Source organism: Intrasporangium sp. Soil_C_50 (assembly GCF_057656595.1).
In genome coordinates, this window is record NZ_JBDGKB010000001.1 from 660,611 (window position 1) to 676,241 (window position 15,631).

General features: G+C 73.5%; 14 protein-coding genes. 5 read left to right on the top strand and 9 right to left on the bottom strand.

All coding sequences use genetic code 11. The annotated features are described in order from the left end of the window. The first annotated feature begins 10 nt into the window (after nt 1–10). Nucleotides 11–400, top strand: coding sequence for a hypothetical protein (locus AC3A5R_RS03120; protein ID WP_487619309.1), 390 nt, complete (start codon nt 11–13; stop codon nt 398–400). 16 nt (nt 401–416) lie between these two features. Beyond that, nucleotides 417–1,766, top strand: a complete 1,350-nt coding sequence (locus tag AC3A5R_RS03125) for a hypothetical protein (protein WP_487619310.1) — start codon at nt 417–419, stop codon at nt 1,764–1,766. Here the strand turns inward: AC3A5R_RS03125 and AC3A5R_RS03130 are convergent. Both AC3A5R_RS03130 and AC3A5R_RS03135 read right to left on the bottom strand, forming a co-directional pair. Continuing rightward, nucleotides 1,756–3,255 (bottom strand): CpaE/TadZ family protein, encoded by a 1,500-nt coding sequence (locus AC3A5R_RS03130; RefSeq protein WP_487619311.1) that lies wholly within the window; start codon nt 3,253–3,255, stop codon nt 1,756–1,758. The genes AC3A5R_RS03125 and AC3A5R_RS03130 overlap by 11 nt on opposite strands. Further along, a complete protein-coding gene (locus AC3A5R_RS03135; protein ID WP_487619312.1) occupies nt 3,252–3,914 on the bottom strand; it encodes a CpaB family protein in 663 nt (220 codons plus the stop codon). The genes AC3A5R_RS03130 and AC3A5R_RS03135 overlap by 4 nt, the downstream gene beginning before the upstream one ends. Before the next feature lie 335 nt (nt 3,915–4,249). On the opposite strand from AC3A5R_RS03135, the gene AC3A5R_RS03140 reads away from it, so the two are divergent. Then, nucleotides 4,250–4,480, top strand: coding sequence for a helix-turn-helix domain-containing protein (locus AC3A5R_RS03140; protein WP_487619313.1), 231 nt, complete (start codon nt 4,250–4,252; stop codon nt 4,478–4,480). A 37-nt stretch (nt 4,481–4,517) separates the two neighbouring features. On the opposite strand, the gene AC3A5R_RS03145 is transcribed toward AC3A5R_RS03140, so the two are convergent. Further along, entirely contained in the window at nt 4,518–5,066 is a 549-nt protein-coding gene (locus AC3A5R_RS03145; protein WP_487619314.1) for a hypothetical protein, read from the bottom strand. A gap of 104 nt (nt 5,067–5,170) precedes the next feature. On the opposite strand from AC3A5R_RS03145, the gene AC3A5R_RS03150 reads away from it, so the two are divergent. Next, entirely contained in the window at nt 5,171–6,136 is a 966-nt protein-coding gene (locus tag AC3A5R_RS03150) for a LysM peptidoglycan-binding domain-containing protein (protein ID WP_487619315.1), read from the top strand. 5 nt (nt 6,137–6,141) lie between these two features. After that, nucleotides 6,142–6,660, top strand: coding sequence for an Rv3235 family protein (locus AC3A5R_RS03155; RefSeq protein WP_487619316.1), 519 nt, complete (start codon nt 6,142–6,144; stop codon nt 6,658–6,660). 170 nt (nt 6,661–6,830) lie between these two features. On the opposite strand, the gene secA is transcribed toward AC3A5R_RS03155, so the two are convergent. From secA to AC3A5R_RS03185, 6 genes are all read right to left on the bottom strand, one after another. Continuing rightward, nucleotides 6,831–9,644 (bottom strand): preprotein translocase subunit SecA, encoded by a 2,814-nt coding sequence (gene secA, locus AC3A5R_RS03160; protein WP_487619317.1) that lies wholly within the window; start codon nt 9,642–9,644, stop codon nt 6,831–6,833. Nucleotides 9,645–9,800: 156 nt separating this feature from the next. Then, entirely contained in the window at nt 9,801–11,018 is a 1,218-nt protein-coding gene (locus AC3A5R_RS03165) for a winged helix-turn-helix domain-containing protein (RefSeq protein ID WP_487619318.1), read from the bottom strand. Nucleotides 11,019–11,126: 108 nt separating this feature from the next. Further along, entirely contained in the window at nt 11,127–11,810 is a 684-nt protein-coding gene (locus AC3A5R_RS03170) for a response regulator (protein WP_487619319.1), read from the bottom strand. A gap of 143 nt (nt 11,811–11,953) precedes the next feature. Beyond that, entirely contained in the window at nt 11,954–12,589 is a 636-nt protein-coding gene (gene hpf / locus AC3A5R_RS03175) for a ribosome hibernation-promoting factor, HPF/YfiA family (protein WP_487619320.1), read from the bottom strand. A gap of 246 nt (nt 12,590–12,835) precedes the next feature. Continuing rightward, entirely contained in the window at nt 12,836–13,663 is an 828-nt protein-coding gene (locus AC3A5R_RS03180) for a ComF family protein (protein ID WP_487619321.1), read from the bottom strand. Between the two features lie 124 nt (nt 13,664–13,787). After that, nucleotides 13,788–15,554, bottom strand: a complete 1,767-nt coding sequence (locus tag AC3A5R_RS03185) for an LpqB family beta-propeller domain-containing protein (RefSeq protein ID WP_487619322.1) — start codon at nt 15,552–15,554, stop codon at nt 13,788–13,790. Nucleotides 15,555–15,631 lie beyond the last annotated feature (77 nt).

Sequence of the window (15,631 nt, forward strand, 5' to 3'; positions counted from 1 at the left end):
GATCGTGGCCATGCGTGTGATCCGTGCCTTGTCGCCCGTCGTCTGCGTCCTCGCCCTGGCCGGGGCGGCCGGGTGCAGCAGCTCGGCCACCGGCACCGGGTCGGGCGCTCCCGCCGCGAGCGCCAGCGGCACCGGCTCGGTCAAGCACCTCGCGGTCGCGATCACCGGCACGACCGTCACGCCGGCCCCCGCCCAGATCGACCTCCCCGTCGGGTCGACCCTCGAGCTCGTCGTGACGAGCGACCACGACGACGAGCTGCACGCCCACGGCTTCGACCAGGAGGCCCAGCTCAAGGCCGGCAAGCCGACGACGCTGCGCCTCACGGCCAAGGACGCCGGGCTCTACGAGGTCGAGACCCACGATCCCGCGCTGACCCTGTTGACCGTCGCGGTCCGCTGACCGCACCGGACACGTCGTGAGCAGCGCCCTCGCCCCCTCGCTCGTCCCGGCCCTGGCTCCCGCGCACGGCGTCGGCAGCCGGGGCGACCTCCCGCTGCCGTTCACCGCACTCGTCGTCGCCGCGGTGGCGGCGCTGCTCATCTCCTTCGTCGCCATCGGCGTCCTGTGGCGCGAGCCGCGGCTGGGCGCGGACCAGGGCGTACCGCTGCCGGGCGCCCTCGGGCGCTTCCTCGACTCCCGCTGGCTGCGCCTCGTGGCCCGGGTCGCCGTCGGCGCGGCCACCCTGTGGACGCTGCTCGCCCTCGTCGCCGGGCCCGACTCGGCCCGCAACCCGGTGCCGCACGTCGTCTACGTGTGGTTCTGGGTCGGCCTCGCCTTCACCTCGATGCTCCTCGGCCCGGTGTGGCGCGTCGTCAACCCGCTGCGCCTGCTGCACCGCGGGCTGCTCGCGCTCGCCCGGGTGCCCGCCGACACCTCCGTGGCCGGCTACCGCGCCGGACTGTGGCCGGCGGCGTTCGGCCTCGGCGCCTTCACGTGGGTCGAGCTCGTCGCGAGCGACAACACCGAGCTGGGCTTCCTCCGCCTCACGATCGGCGCCTACGTCGCGGTGACGTTGCTCGGCTCGGCCGTCTTCGGGCGTGCGTGGTTCGACGAGGCCGACCCGTTCGAGGCCTGGTCGCGCCTGCTCGGACTGCTGTCCCCCCTCGGACGCCACCCCGACGGGCGGTGGGTGCTCCGCACGCCCCTGCACGGTGTCAACACGCTGCGCGGCTGCCGAGGACTGGTCGCGACCGTCTCCGTCATGCTCGGCAGCACCGCCTACGACGGCTTCTCGGCCAACCTGTCCTGGTCGACTTTCGTCCAGAGCTCGCCGCTGCCCTCGGCCCTGCTCAAGACCGGCACGCTCGTCGCCTTCTTCCTCCTCGTGGCCGGCACGATCTGGCTCGCGTCGGCCGTCTCGGTGCTCCTCGCCGGAGAGCCGTTCGCCCGCTCGTTCACGTTCGTCAGCGACATCGCGCCCTCCCTCATCCCGATCGCCGGCGGGTACGTCGTCGCGCACTACTGGTCGCTGCTCGTGTACCAGGGCCAGTACGCGTGGGTGCTGCTCACCGACCCCCTCGGCACCGGCGCCGACCTGCTCGGTACGGCCCACCTCGTGCCGAACGACACGCTGATCCAGCCGACGCTCGTGGCCACCGTCCAGGCCGTCAGCATCGTCGTCGGGCACCTGCTCGGCGTCCTCGCAGCCCACGAGCGGGCCATCACCGTGCTGCCACGGCGCGCCGCCGTCATCGGCCAGGTGCCGCTCATGGTCGTCATGATCGTCTACACCCTCGCCGGGCTGACGATCCTCTTCACGCCCTGACGGCCTCGCGACGGCCCAGACCGGAGCGGCCGGAGCGACGTCGGCGCCCGCCGGTCCGCTGCCTCGAGGCCGTCCACGGGGCGACGTGCGAGGCGAGGTCGGCCACGGCGTTCCGCAGCGGCGAGTCCGGGGCGTGCTCGACGACGGAGCGCCCCGCCAGCATCGCGGCGTCGGCGGTCTCGGGGTCGTCGGGCACGAAGCGCACGGCCGCCAGCCCGGCGAACCGTGCGAGCGAGTCGGCGATGCGGGCCTGCGGCCGGCTACCGACGGCGGCGGCCCGCACGCGGTTGACGACGGGGACCGGCTCGCCGGAGGGCACGGTGCCGAGCTCCTGCAGCCCGCGCACGAAGCGCTGCAGGCCCACCGGGTCGGCGCCACCAACGGCGACGACGAGGTCGGAGACGGCGAGCGTCGTCAGGGTCGCCTCGTTGCGGCGCGGGGCCGACGTGTCGTAGCTGAGCTCCTCGTCGTCCTCGAGGCAGAAGCCGCAGTCGACGACGACGACGTCGACGAGCGAGCGGGCGAGGTCGAGGACCCGCTCGAGCGCTCCGGCACGCACCTCGGGCCAGCGTTCGGCCTTGGGGAGCCCGGTGAGCACCCGGAGCCCGGGGACCACCTCGGGTGCCGTGCGGGCGAGGGCTGGCAGGTCGAGCAGTCCTTGGTCGGCGGCCCGGCACGCCGCCGCGACACCAGGCGCCTCGTCGAGCAGCCCGAGCGCCTGTGCCACGCAGCCGCCGTACGTGTCGGCGTCGACGAGCAGCACCGACGCCTCCCGTGCCGCGAGCTCGGCCGCCAGGGTCGTCGCGAGGGTGGTACGGCCCGGGGCGCCGTTCGGGCCCCAGACGGCAACGACCGGAGCGCGCGTCGGGCGGGCGTGGCCGGCGCCACCCGTGGCCGTGTCTCGGGGGCCGGACGCACCCGGCTCGGACGCGTCGGATGCTTCGGCGTCCCTGGGCGTCCAGCCGGACGGACCGGGCCCGTGGGGCCCGTCTCCGGCCCCGACGTCGTGGGTGTCGTCGGAGGCCGGCTGACCGGTCGCGTCGACGTCGCCCTCCGTGCCGCGGAGGCCGGCGCCTGCGTCGGCGTCGGTATCTACCGTGCCGACGGCGCCGAGGGCGGCCTCGAGGGCATCGGCGGAGTCGGGGGCACGGTCGGCCAGCGCCTCGGCGAGGCGCTCGGGCTCGGCGTCGACGGGCACGATGCGCTGGACCGACAGCTGGCGCAGCCGCCGATCGGCGTCCTCGTCGCCGGCGGGCACCAGACCGATGACGACGAAGCCACCACGCCGCAGCCTGCTCACGACATCGAGGTCGAGGCCGCGCAGGTCCCACGACACGACGGCCACCGACCCGAGTCCGGCCTCGGCCACGGACAGCAGCTCGGCGACGTCGGCGCAGCGCCGCGCGATGGTGACCCCGGGCAGGGCCTCGAGGGCCTCGGCGACGGGCGACTCCCACCGCGGGCTGAGGCCGGTCAGGACCTCGGTCATGCGCCGGAGCCCGAGACCGCGCCGACGACCGGCACGAGGGTGAGGTGCGCGTCTCCGTCGACGGCCTCGACGAGGGCCTGCACCTTGTCGCTCGGCACGAGCAGCTGGACCGAGGTCGTGGCATCGGAGCCGAAGCCGTTCTGGCTCGTCAGCACGCCCGACACCGCGGCGGCCTCGATGAGGCGCGTGGTGCGGGCGGCAGCGGCGTCGGAGGCGGTCGTCGCGCGGGGAGTCACGAACACGTCGACACGGATGCCGCGCGCGAGTCCCTGGGCGGAGGCGGAGTCGGCCCGGACGGTGACGCGCTGCACGTCGACCTGGTCGCCGTTGCCGACGGCCGAGGAGGGCACGAGCTCGCCTGCGCGCACGTCGCGCAGCAGGTAGGACCCGACGGGGGCCGGCGCGTCGGCCCCGAGGTAGGGCGAGGTGCCGTCGCCGAGCTGCACGTCGGCGCGCACGAACGAGGACGCCTCGACGCGGTCGCCCGCGACGAGGTCCGATCCGGCCACCCAGACAGGCACGCGGTCATCGGCGCTCGCGACGGCCTTGGCCCCGAGCGTCGCCGCGACGACGACGAGCAGGACGCCGACGACGAGGCGGCTGTCACGCCAGCTCGGCCGCTCGAGGCGTTTGGCGGCGGGACGCGCCAGCTCGGACATGGGACCCCCTGTGGTCACGTGCTGATGGACGATCCGGGACGCACCCGGCACAGCGCCATCTTGCACCAGGCCGAAGCCCACTGCGCGCCGGTGCCGACACCTGTGGACGAACGAACGCGACAGGGCGCACCGGGACCTACCATGTGGCAGTCGGACGCAGCCGCACCCGACGTCCGGCCGCTGCAGGGGATGCCGGGCGCAGGGTACGAGCGGCCGGGGACGGGTACGGGGTGCCGGACGCGTCCACGACGTCCGCCGACGGACCGCCGTCGGCGCGACCCGACGCCCAAGCACGACGCGGTTCTCCCGATCGCCTGACACGACTAGGAGCGGACGTGGCCCAGCGGTTCCTGCAGCTCGCCGAGGTCTCCGAGATCCTCAACATCTCCTCGGCCCAGGCCTACGCACTCGTCCGCTCCGGCGAGCTGCCGGCCATCAAGATCGGCGGGCGCGGCCAGTGGCGCGTCGAGGCCACCGAGCTCGAGACCTACATCCAGCGGATGTACGCCGAGACGCGCACCTTCGTCAAGACCCATCCGTTCGGTGGGGCCGGCGACGAGGACTGACCACCGGCCCGTCACGGCCGACCACGTCTGACCGGCGTCAGGCGAGGCGCCGCACCGTGCCGAGCGCCGCGAACGGTACGACGACCGAGCCGGTGACGTTGTCGCGACGACGCGGCTCGTCGGGTGCGTGCTCGGCCAGCTCGAGGTGGTCGGCGCCGACGACGTCGATCGTGCCGGTGGCCTGACGACCCTCGACGTCCGCGAGCTCGACCGGGACCCGGTCCCGGCTGACGGCACGGAGTGCAGCCCCGAGGCCGAACCGCTTCGCGACGACCGAGGGTGTCAGGGCGCCCCGGCCCAGGCCCGAGACCGACCGGACCGCAGCGAGGGCGACGAGAACCTGCCGGTCGGCGGCCGGCTCGAGCAGCAGCCAGTCGGGCCCGACGTCGGCGAGGCTGCCCGTGAGCGCCCGTCCGGGCAGCCGCAACGTCAGTGCACCGGACCCGACGTGGGCGAGCAGCCGGGTGTGGAGGTCGAGCTGGGCCCGCTCGCGGCGCACCCGGTCGGCGACCTCGGCGACCCGAGCGCGCGCCTCGTCGGCATCCGCCTGGGCCTCGAGGTCGTCGAAGAGCCGGTCCCATCGCATGGGGTCCACTGTGACCCGTCTTCGAGCCGTGCGCCAGTCGTGTCGTCCACAACCTGTGAGCGTCAAGTATTGCCAAACGAAGGCAAACTGCATTGAATGGAGCCATGAACAGGGGAACGACCCACTCCAGCGCCTCGGTCCGGGGGCGGCTGCGCGCCGCGGCGTGGGCCGCTGCCGGCGTCCTCGTCGCCGCCGGCACGGCCCGACTGCTCGTGCAGGTGGCCACCCAGGGTGTCGCGGCCGCCGGGGCCGCCCGTCCCGACGACCTCGTGCTCGTCGGGCTCGCCTGGCTGGGCGTGGCCCTCGCCCTCTGGCTCGCCGTCGGCTCGGCGCTGGCCCTCCTCGCCCTGGTTCCCGGCGCCACAGGGCGTCTCGCCGCCGCCATCGCTGACCGGGTCACGCCGCTCGCCGTGCGCAAGCTGCTGACGCTCCTGCTCGGCGCCTCGGTGGGGTCGCTCGCGCTGCCGCCGGCCTCGGTCTCCTCCGCGGGCAGCTCCCCCGTGGCGGCGCGCGGTGCGAGTGAGGCAGCCGGCGGCCCGGATGCCGCAGCCGCACGCCTGCCGGGCCCGGGCTTCCTGCCGTCGGCAGCACCCGCCATCCCGGCTGCCGGCGCCGCCGCCGTGGCGGCACCGCTCGGCCCGGGGTTCAGGCCCACGGCCGATCCCGCGGTCCCCGCCGCTCCGGTACCTCCGGACGCGCCGACGACCGACGCCGAGCGGCGTCCGACGCTGTCCCCCGGCTTCCGGCCGAGTGCACCCGTGCGCGTCGCCGACGGCGACCGGGGCCGGCTGCTCGCTCCGAGCCCTCGTCCCTCGTCGGTCTCGCACTCCCTGGTCACGGTCCGTCGCGGCGACACGCTCTGGGGCATCGCACGCAGCCACCTCGGCCCCGATGCCTCCGACGCCGACGTGGCACGGGCCTGGCCCCGCTGGTACGCCGCCAACCGGGAGGTCATCGGCGCCGATCCCGACCTTCTCGTCCCGGGCCTGCAGCTCGTCCCGCCGGGACCCGCCGACCCGGCCGTGAGCGACACGAGCCCCACGACCCGCCACCTGGTCCCGAAGGAGTGATGACCGTGCCGACCTCGAAAGCAACCCTTCCCGGCGGTTTCACCGTGCGCACCCTGCCGCAGACGGCGCCGGCCGTGATCTCCGCCGACGAGGCGTGGCAGGGCGAGCAGCCCTACGCCCAGGACGCCCTGGCCCTCGACTTCTTCGGCGCCCGCGAGGACGACGACTTCGGCCGTCGCCCCACCCGCACGAGCCAGCTGCCCGACGCCGGAGCCTTCGTGGCCAAGCTGTCCCAGGCCGTCGTCGAGGTCGTCTCCGGGCAGCGTCCGGCGCCCCAGCTCATCCGCCACACGAGCCCGACGACCTACTCCGTCCTCGCCCGCCAGGCCATGGTGGCTGCACGCCGTCGGACGCCCGGCCCGCGACGCCCCGCGATCGTGCGTCGCGTCCGGGTCTGCGAGCCCCGCGACGGCGTCGTGGAGGCGTGTGCCGTGGTGCTCTCGCACGGGCGCGTGCGCGCGTTGGCGCTGCGTCTCGAGGGCCTCGACGGCCGCTGGGTCGTCACCGCCCTCACCATCGGCTGAGCCCGCTGAGCCGGCCCGGTCAGCCCGCGACCAGCGCCGGCCGGCAGGATGCGCGCCTGCGCGACGCGTCCGTCCCGCCAGGACGCGGCACAGCACGACGCGGCGCGGGCCCCGACCGAGGTGGTCGGGGCCCGCGCCGTCTGTTGCGTGGCGTTCGTCGCGTCGCGGCGTCAGCGACGCTTGCGCTTGACCTTCTTGCCGCGGCGGTCAGCACGACGCTCGACCGGCTGCTGGTCGCCGGTGACGACGGCCCGGCCGTCCTCCCCCGGTGCCGAGTAGCTGAGCGCGCCCGCCCGCTGGCCGTCGGTGTGGTCGACGCCCGAGACCAGGACGCCGGAACCGAACGCGTGGGAGCCCTCGTCCTCGGCCTCCTGCACGTCCTCCGCGGCCGCACCCGTGCGGTCGGCGGTCGCTGCGGCCACCCCGCCCACGAGGTCGGAGACGGCCATCGGGGTCGCCCCGACGGCCGCCGGCTGCGGCGCCACCTGGACCTCGACGGAGAAGAGGTGGCTCACCGACTCCTCCTTGATGGCCTCCATCATCGCCTCGAAGAGCTGGAAACCCTCGCGCTGGTACTCGATGAGCGGGTCGCGCTGGGCCATGGCGCGCAGGCCGATGCCCTCCTGCAGGTAGTCCATCTCGTAGAGGTGCTCGCGCCACTTGCGGTCGAGGACCGACAGGACGACGCGCCGCTCGACCTCGCGCATCGTGTCGGAGCCCAGCGTCTCCTCGCGCTGGTCGTAGGCGCGGTGGGCGTCGGACAGCAGCTGCTCGCGCAGCAGGCCGGCCGAGATCGACTGGCGGCCGCCCGCGACGTCCTCGATCTCCTCGATCGACAGCGACACCGGGTACACCTGCCGCAGCGCGTCCCACAGCTGCTCGAGGTCCCAGTCCGCGGCGAAGCCCTCGGCCGTCGCGGCGTCCACGTACCCGCCGACGACGTCGTTGACGAAGAGGCGCAGCTGCTCGTGCAGGTCCTCGCCCTCGAGGACCGCGCGCCGCTCCTCGTAGATGACCTGGCGCTGGCGGTTCATGACGTCGTCGTACTTGAGGACGTTCTTGCGGATCTCGTAGTTCTGGGCCTCGACCGCGCCCTGGGCCTTCTGGATCGAGTTCGACACCATCTTGCTCTCGATCGGCACGTCGTCCTCCATGCCGGCCGTCTGCATGAACCGGTCGACGATGCCAGCGTTGAACAGGCGCATGAGGTCGTCGTGCAGGGAGAGGTAGAAGCGGGACTCGCCCGGGTCGCCCTGGCGGCCGGAACGACCGCGGAGCTGGTTGTCGATGCGGCGCGACTCGTGCCGTTCGGTACCGAGGACGTAGAGACCACCGAGGTCGGTGACCTCCGCGTGCTCGGCGGCGACGACCTCCTCGGCCGAGGCCAGTGCCTCGTCCCAGGCGGCCTCGTACTCCTCCGGGGTCTCCTCGGGGTCGAGGCCACGGCGCTTGAGCTCGGCCACGGCCCGGAACTCCGAGTTGCCGCCGAGCATGATGTCGGTGCCTCGACCGGCCATGTTCGTCGCGACGGTGACGGCGCCCTTGCGCCCGGCGTCGGCGACGATCGCGGCCTCGCGCTCGTGCTGCTTCGCGTTGAGGACCTCGTGCTTGATGCCCTTCTTCTTCAGCTGCTGCGAGAGGTACTCGCTCTTCTCGACCGAGGTCGTGCCGACGAGGACCGGCTGCCCCTCGTTGTGGCGCTCGACGATGTCGTCGACGACGGCGTCGAACTTGGCGACCTCGGTGCGGTAGACGAGGTCGGGCTGGTCCTTGCGGATCATCGGGCGGTTCGTCGGGATCGGGATGACGCCGAGCTTGTAGATCGAGTTGAGCTCGGCCGCCTCGGTCTGGGCGGTGCCCGTCATGCCCGAGAGCTTGTCGTACATGCGGAAGTAGTTCTGCAGGGTGATCGTGGCGAGCGTCTGGTTCTCGTTCTTGATCTCGACGCCCTCCTTCGCCTCGATCGCCTGGTGCATGCCCTCGTTGTAGCGACGCCCCGGCAGCATGCGGCCCGTGTGCTCGTCGACGATGAGGATCTCGCCGTTCATGACGACGTAGTCCTTGTCCTTCTTGAACAGCTCCTTGGCCTTGATGGAGTTGTTGAGGTAGCCGATGAGGGGCGTGTTGACGGTGTCGTAGAGGTTGTCGATGCCGAGGACGTCCTCGACCTTGGCGATGCCGGACTCGAGGACGCCGACGGTGCGCTTCTTCTCGTCGACCTCGTAGTCACCGCGGCCGTCCTCGCCCCGGTGCAGGCGCTGGGAGATGCGCGCGAACTCGACGTACCACTTCGTCGCGAGGTCGGCCGGGCCGCTGATGATGAGCGGCGTGCGCGCCTCGTCGATGAGGATGGAGTCGACCTCGTCGACGATGCAGAAGTTGTGGCCGCGCTGGACGAGCTCGGCGGGCTCCCACGCCATGTTGTCGCGCAGGTAGTCGAAGCCGAACTCGTTGTTCGTGCCGTAGGTGATGTCCTTGGCGTACTCGGCCCGACGCTGCTCGGGTGTCATCGAGGCGAGGATGCAGCCGGTCTCCATGCCGAGGGCGCGGTGGACGCGGCCCATGAGCTCGGACTGGTACTCGGCGAGGAAGTCGTTGACGGTGATGACGTGGACGCCCTTGCCCGTCAAGGCGTTGAGGTAGCTCGGGAGGGTCGCGACGAGCGTCTTGCCCTCACCGGTCTTCATCTCGGCGACGTTGCCCATGTGCAGGGCGGCGCCGCCCATGAGCTGCACGTCGAAGTGGCGCTTGCCGAGGGTGCGCTTGCTCGCCTCGCGGACGGCGGCGAAGGCCTCCGGCAGCAGCTGGTCGAGGGTCTCGCCGTTGTCGAGCCGCTCGCGGAAGCCCTTGGTCTCGTCGCGCAGCTCCTCGTCGGTGAGCTTCTCGAAGTCGGCCTCGAGGGCGTTGACCTGCTTGGCGATGCCCTGGAGCTTCTTCAGGGTCCGGCCCTCGCCGGCGCGAAGCAGCTTCTCGATGACGGCCATCTGGTGATCTCACTCCCGACTGAACGTGTGGGCTCGCCCGGTGGGCGGGCTCCATCGCCCGTGATGGGTCACGGGACCCGCCTAGGCTAGCCGCCCTTCCGACTCTCCGACCAACGCACACCGGACCCGCTCGGTTCCGAACGGGTCACGGTCGCATCACGGCGCGTCGGCCCAGCCGGTGGGCAGGTCCACCCGCCCCAGCCCCAGCCACTGGGCCATCGACTCGAGGTTGCGCACCAGGGCGCCCCGGGCCTCCGCGGGCGCACCGGGCTCCCACGTGACGCGCGGGCAGCGCAGGACGCCGCCGGCCCGGTCGGCCTTGAGGTCGCACCGGGCCACGAGGGCGTCGCCGTGCAGGAACGGCAGGACGTAGTAGCCGTGCACGCGCTGGTGGGCCGGCGTGTAGATCTCGATGCGGTAGTGGAAGTCCCAGAGGTCGTGGATCCGCTCGCGCTGCCACACGAGCGAGTCGAACGGGCTGACCAGCGCCTCGGCGTGGACGCGTCGGGGCAGCCGGGCCTCGGCGTGCAGCCACGCCGGACGCCAGCCGGGCACCTCGACCGGCACGAGCTCACCGGTGGCGACGAGGCGCGCGATGGCGGGCCGGGCGTCCTCACGCTTGATCCGGAAGTAGTCGGCCAGGCACAGCTCGGTGCCGACGCCGTGGGCGCGGGCGGCGATGCGGACGAGCTCGAGGTAGCGGTCGGGGTCGGCGTCGGGGCCGGGCCGGTGGGTCCATGCGGTCCGCTGGGCTGGCGGCGCCGTGGACGCGAGCGAGGCGTACCGCCGCTCGAACTGCGTCGTGCGCCCGGCCGAGCTGATGCGCCCGGCCCAGAAGAGGTACTCGAGGGCCTGCTTGACCTCCGACCAGTTCCAGCCCCAGTGGTCCTTGCGGCGCGGCTGGTCGTGCTCGAGGGCGGCCTCGACCTCGCGAGCCGTCATCGGTCCGCGCGCGACGACCTCGGCCTCGACCACGTCGACGAAGTCCGGCCGCTCGGCGAGGATCCGCCGCATGCCACCCCACGCCTTCTCGGCTGCCGCGCGCATCCGCGGGTCGAGCAGCGGCCACGTCGACGGCGGGATGAGGCTCGCCTCGTGGGCCCAGTACTCGACGAGCCGGCGGGGTGCGCGGTCGCGCGCCCGGTCGAGCAGCGACGTGTCGTAGGGCCCGAGGCGGGAGAAGAGCGGCAGGTACTGGCTGCGTGCGAGCACGTTGACGCTGTCGATCTGGATGACACCGACGCGGTCGATGACGCGCTGGACGTGGCGCATCGTCGCGGTGAAGGGCTCGGGTCGCGGGTCGAGGAAGCCCTGCGCGGCGATGGCGACGCGTCGGGCCTGGGCGCGGCTGAGCCGGCGCGGGGCAGCGGTCACGGAAAGGTCCTCGTCGGGTGGGGCGCCCGGGTGGGGCGCTCGTGCGTCGGCTCGCCGCTCCGGCTCAGGTCGCCGGGGCTCGTCGGTCGGGCTCGTCAGTCGGGCTCGTCAGTCGGGGTCGATGAGCCGCTGGCGCACGGCGTACATCGCCGCCTCCATCCGCGAGTGCATCTGCAGCTTGTCGAGGATGTTGCGGATGTGGTTGCGCACCGTGTTCTCGGAGATGAACAGTTCGCCGGCGATCTCGCGGTTGAGTCGGCCCCGCGCGACGTGCTTGAGGATGTCGAGCTCGCGCTCGGTGAGCCGGGGCGCCTCCAGGCCCGACGTGGCGGCCGGCACGGAGTCGCGCTGGCTGATCGCGGCGAACTCGGTGAGCAGCTTGGAGGCCATCAGCGGCGACAGGAGCGACTGACCGTCGTGCAGCCGACGGATGCCGTCGGCCACCTCCTCGGGCGGCACGTCCTTGAGGAGGTAGCCGTTGGCTCCGGCGCGGACCGCCTCGAAGAGGTTGGCCTCCTCGTCGGAGCTGGTCAGCATGAGGATGCGCGCAGACGGCATGCGCTGCTTGATCGCGCGGCACGCGTCGATGCCGCCGCGCTTGGGCATGCTGACGTCCATGACGATGACGTCGGGGGCCTTCTCCTCGGCGACGCTGACCGCCTCGACGCCGTCGGCGGCCTCACCGACGACCTTGATGCCGTCCTCGGTCTCGAGCACGGTCTGCAGTCCGCGGCGGTAGAGCGCGTGGTCGTCGACGATGAGGACACGGATGACGTCCGGCGGCTGGTTCACCTGCCCATCCTGCCAAAACCCGCCGGCAACGCACGACGCCGCGCGCACGAATCCCCGACGCTCACGATGACAGGTCTCGGGACAGCAGGGGCGCCGCCCGCTCGTGCGGACGGCGCCCCGGCGTAGCAGACGCGGCGCGGGCCTCAGCCGGCGGCCGCGACCTCCTGGTCGGTCTCGAGGTGCAGAACGCCGTAGCTCCACCCACGGCGCCGGTAGACGACGCTCGGGCGGTCGGTGTCGGCGTCGTGGAAGAGGAAGAAGTCGTGGCCGACGAGCTCCATCTGGTTGACGGCGTCCTCGAGGGACATCGGGGCGGCCGTGTGGACCTTCTCGCGCACCTCGATCGGGCTGTTGCCGAGCGCGCCGAAGCGGTCGAGGTCGTCGACGCGTCCGTCGTCGGGGGCCGTGTCGAGCGCGGCGGTCTCGCCCGCTGCGTCGATGCGTGCCGTCGCCTGTGCCACCGACTCGGGGACCCGCCGTCCGCGGCTCACCTTCCGCTTGTCGTGCAGGCGCCGCAACCGATCCATCAGCTTGTCGACGGCCGCGTCGAGCGCGGCGTACTTGTCGTCGAGGCAGGCCTCGGCACGGATCACGGGGCCCTTGGCCCGGCACGTGATCTCGACCTTCTCGGACCCACGGGCGACCCGCTCGTGGGTGACGACGACATCGATGCGGTGCACCTTCGGGGCGAGCGCGGGCACCTTGGCCAGTCGCTCGTCCAGCTGCTGACGGAATCGGTCGGGGATCTGGACGTGACGCCCAGTGACGACGATCTCCACGGTTCCTCCTTGATCGCGCACGGCTTCTTCGTGCAGCGCAGAAAGCGGTTCGGGCCGGGCCACGCGGGGGCCGGCCCACTGTCGGGTCGGCACCACCCCTTCCGCTCGATCACGCCTCCGGTCCGGCACCGGAGCACTGACCCGCTGGTCATACCCGAAGCCGGACCCCGGAGGACGGGGTTCCATGACCCGACACTACTTCGGCTGCGACCCCGGTGGAAGGAGTGCCCGGTGTCTCGTCGAACATCACAGTCGCGCGCCTCGGACGCCCCTTCCCGGGCGCGTCGTCGGGGCAGGTGTGGCCGCCACGGTGGCGCCCACGACGTCCGCCGCGCCGGCTGCTCGCAGCGCCCGGGCAGCCTCGGCGAGGGTGGCCCCGGTGGTCAGGACGTCGTCGACGACGACGCATCGTCGGCCACGGATCACGTTGCGCCACAACGACTTCACCACCATCGACCCCTCGAGGTTGCGTCGCCGCTCCGAGCGGCCGAGGCCCGCCTGGTCCCGGGTGCGGCGAGTCGGGGCAAGAGCGCTCACGAGCCGGATGGCGACCGGCGGCACCGGAACCGCGGGGTGCTGCGACACGCCGAGCGCGCGGGCCGTGAGCTCGGTCAGCGGCGTGTCGCCGCGCCGGCGCTCGGCGCGACGCGAGGAGGGCACCGGCACGACGAGGACCGGGCCTGCGGCCCACCCGGACCCTCGCACCGCCGCACCGAGGGCGGCAGCCAGCAACGGTGCGAGGACCGCCTCGACGTCGCGGCGTCCGTGGTCCTTCCACGCGGGCACGGCTCGGCGCAGCGGCCCGTCGTAGGGGCCCCACGCCCAGACCGGGGGCAGCATCGCCGGCGCCCGCGGCGGGACGACCCGGGCGCCCGGGCCCGCGGAGGCCACCTCGGCGTCGCCGCCGGCGCCGAACGCCAGGCCCGGGAGCGCCCGGTCGCAGCGCCGGCACCACGGGCGACCGGGCCGGCCGCACCCGGCGCACTCGACCGGCAGGACGAGGTCGGCGAGCGGCAGGAGCAGCCCGGCGGCGACCGCCCGGACGCGTCCGGCCACCTCGGGCGGGACGGGCACCGCCCCATGACACCGCGCTGCGCTGTCCGGCCGCGCCGTGCGGCCGGACACCTGTGGACGGACGGCCACGCGTCCGGGGGGTGTGGACGCGCGGAGCTACGCGCCGGCCTCCATGGCCGGTGGGTCAGCCGCCCGGGACGAGGACGTCGCTGCCGCTCTCGATCTTGCGCCACGTGGAACCGGCGCGGACCCACACGTGGTCGTCGGAGGTGACGATGGCGAGCCCGCGCGGTCCGCCGACCGTCGTGATCCGGACGGCCCCGGCCACCGTGCCCAGGGCCTGGGCCGAGTGGCGGCGCCCGTCGACGCCCGCACCGAGCGTGCCGGTCCACGGGCGCATCCGCCCGCTCGTGCCCTCGGTCCCGAGCACCGCGTAGGACGCCGGCCCGAGCCACGTGACGTCCTGCAGCTGGCTCAGCGACTGGCCTTCGCGCTCGGGCTTGGTCAGGGTCAGCGGCTCGCCGTTGCTCGAACGCACGATGCCGGTCAGCCCGAGCTGCTGGTCGCGGCCGAACCGGTCGGTGCTGATGACGAGGGCGCGGGCGGCGTCGGCCGAGACGCTGACCGCTTCCACGCGACGACCGGCGAGCCACGGCGCGTTGACGGCCCGCGGCTTGGCCGCGGGGTCCTTCGACACCGAGTCGAGGACGTAGACGTGCGCGGCACCGTCGCGGCCCGTGCCACCGATCCACAGGTACCCGCTCGCGTCGTAGCTCGGCCGGGTCAGCGCGGTCGCGAAGGGTGCGAGGAAGCGGGTCTCGGTCGTCGCGCTCCAGATCGACAGCTCGGCGCGGCCGGTCGAGACCGCGGCCACCTGCTTGCCGTCGACCGACAGGGCGAGGGCGGTCCACGTGTCGGGGACGCGCGCGACGTCGCCGTCGCGGGGCTTGAGGTCGGGGCGGCGACCCCCGTTTCCCGTGTCGGGCACAAACGTCGGGTCGATCCGGACGATCGAGTCGCCGGAGCGCAGCAGCGCGGTGTCCTGGGGCGGGCGGGTGACCGTGTCGAAACCGAGGTCGACGGCGGCCCCGACGCTCGTCAGCCCGCCCGGCAGCTCCAGCGGGGTCGTGGCCACGGCCAGCGACACCGCCGAGACGGCCGACACCTGGCGCAGCGTCTCGGTCAGCTGGGCCCACATCGCCGCCCGGCCGTCGGGGTCGGCCGACAGCGCCTGGCTGCTGAGGTTGACCTGTGCCTGCCCGTTCTCGACGGGGACGGCGTTGACGCCGAGGCGCGTACCCGGCGGGACCGCCGTGAAGACCGCGCCCGCGAGGTAGGCCGGCACCGGCGAGAGCTGGGCGCGGGCCAGGGTCGTCGGCAGGCGGGTGCCGATGGGGAACCACCGCGAGTCGGGCACCAGGTCGCGGCCGGTCTTGGTGACGTAGTAGACGAGCTGGTTGGTGTAGGTGCGCTCGAACTGGTCGGTGTCGAGCCAGAGCCCGAAGCCCCGGGACGGCAGCTCGATGCGCCACTCCCCGCCGACCTTCGTCAGGCCGAGCACCATCTTCGCGCGGGTGCCCTGCTCCTGCTCCTCGTAGTGGCCGTCGGGCGAGAGCCGGGCGACCTCGTCGGTCGACACCTCGAGGGTGTTCTCGTCGATGCGGCGGAAGGCCAGGTCGCCGTCGTAGACGATGACGTCCTCGGTGCCGGGGCGCCACAGGTCGACCGACTGCGGCGCGAGGTAGAGCTTGCCGGTCTGGTGCGTCTCGTCGCTGTCCTCACCGGCACGCAGGAACCCGCTGATGACGGCCTGCTGGCTCGCGCCGTCGGCGGGTCCGACGGCCGCTACCCGGACCGGCTCGACGGCGCTGTCGCCGAGGGCCCGGCCATCGACGACCGGCCCGGTGCCGGGCAGCCCGCCGCAGGCCGCCAGCACCAGCGTGGCCGCCACCAGGACGAGGGTGAGCACCGCCCGTGGCGCGCACCGCGAGCGTCGTCGGGAACGGCGTCCGGCCCGGCGTCCGGACG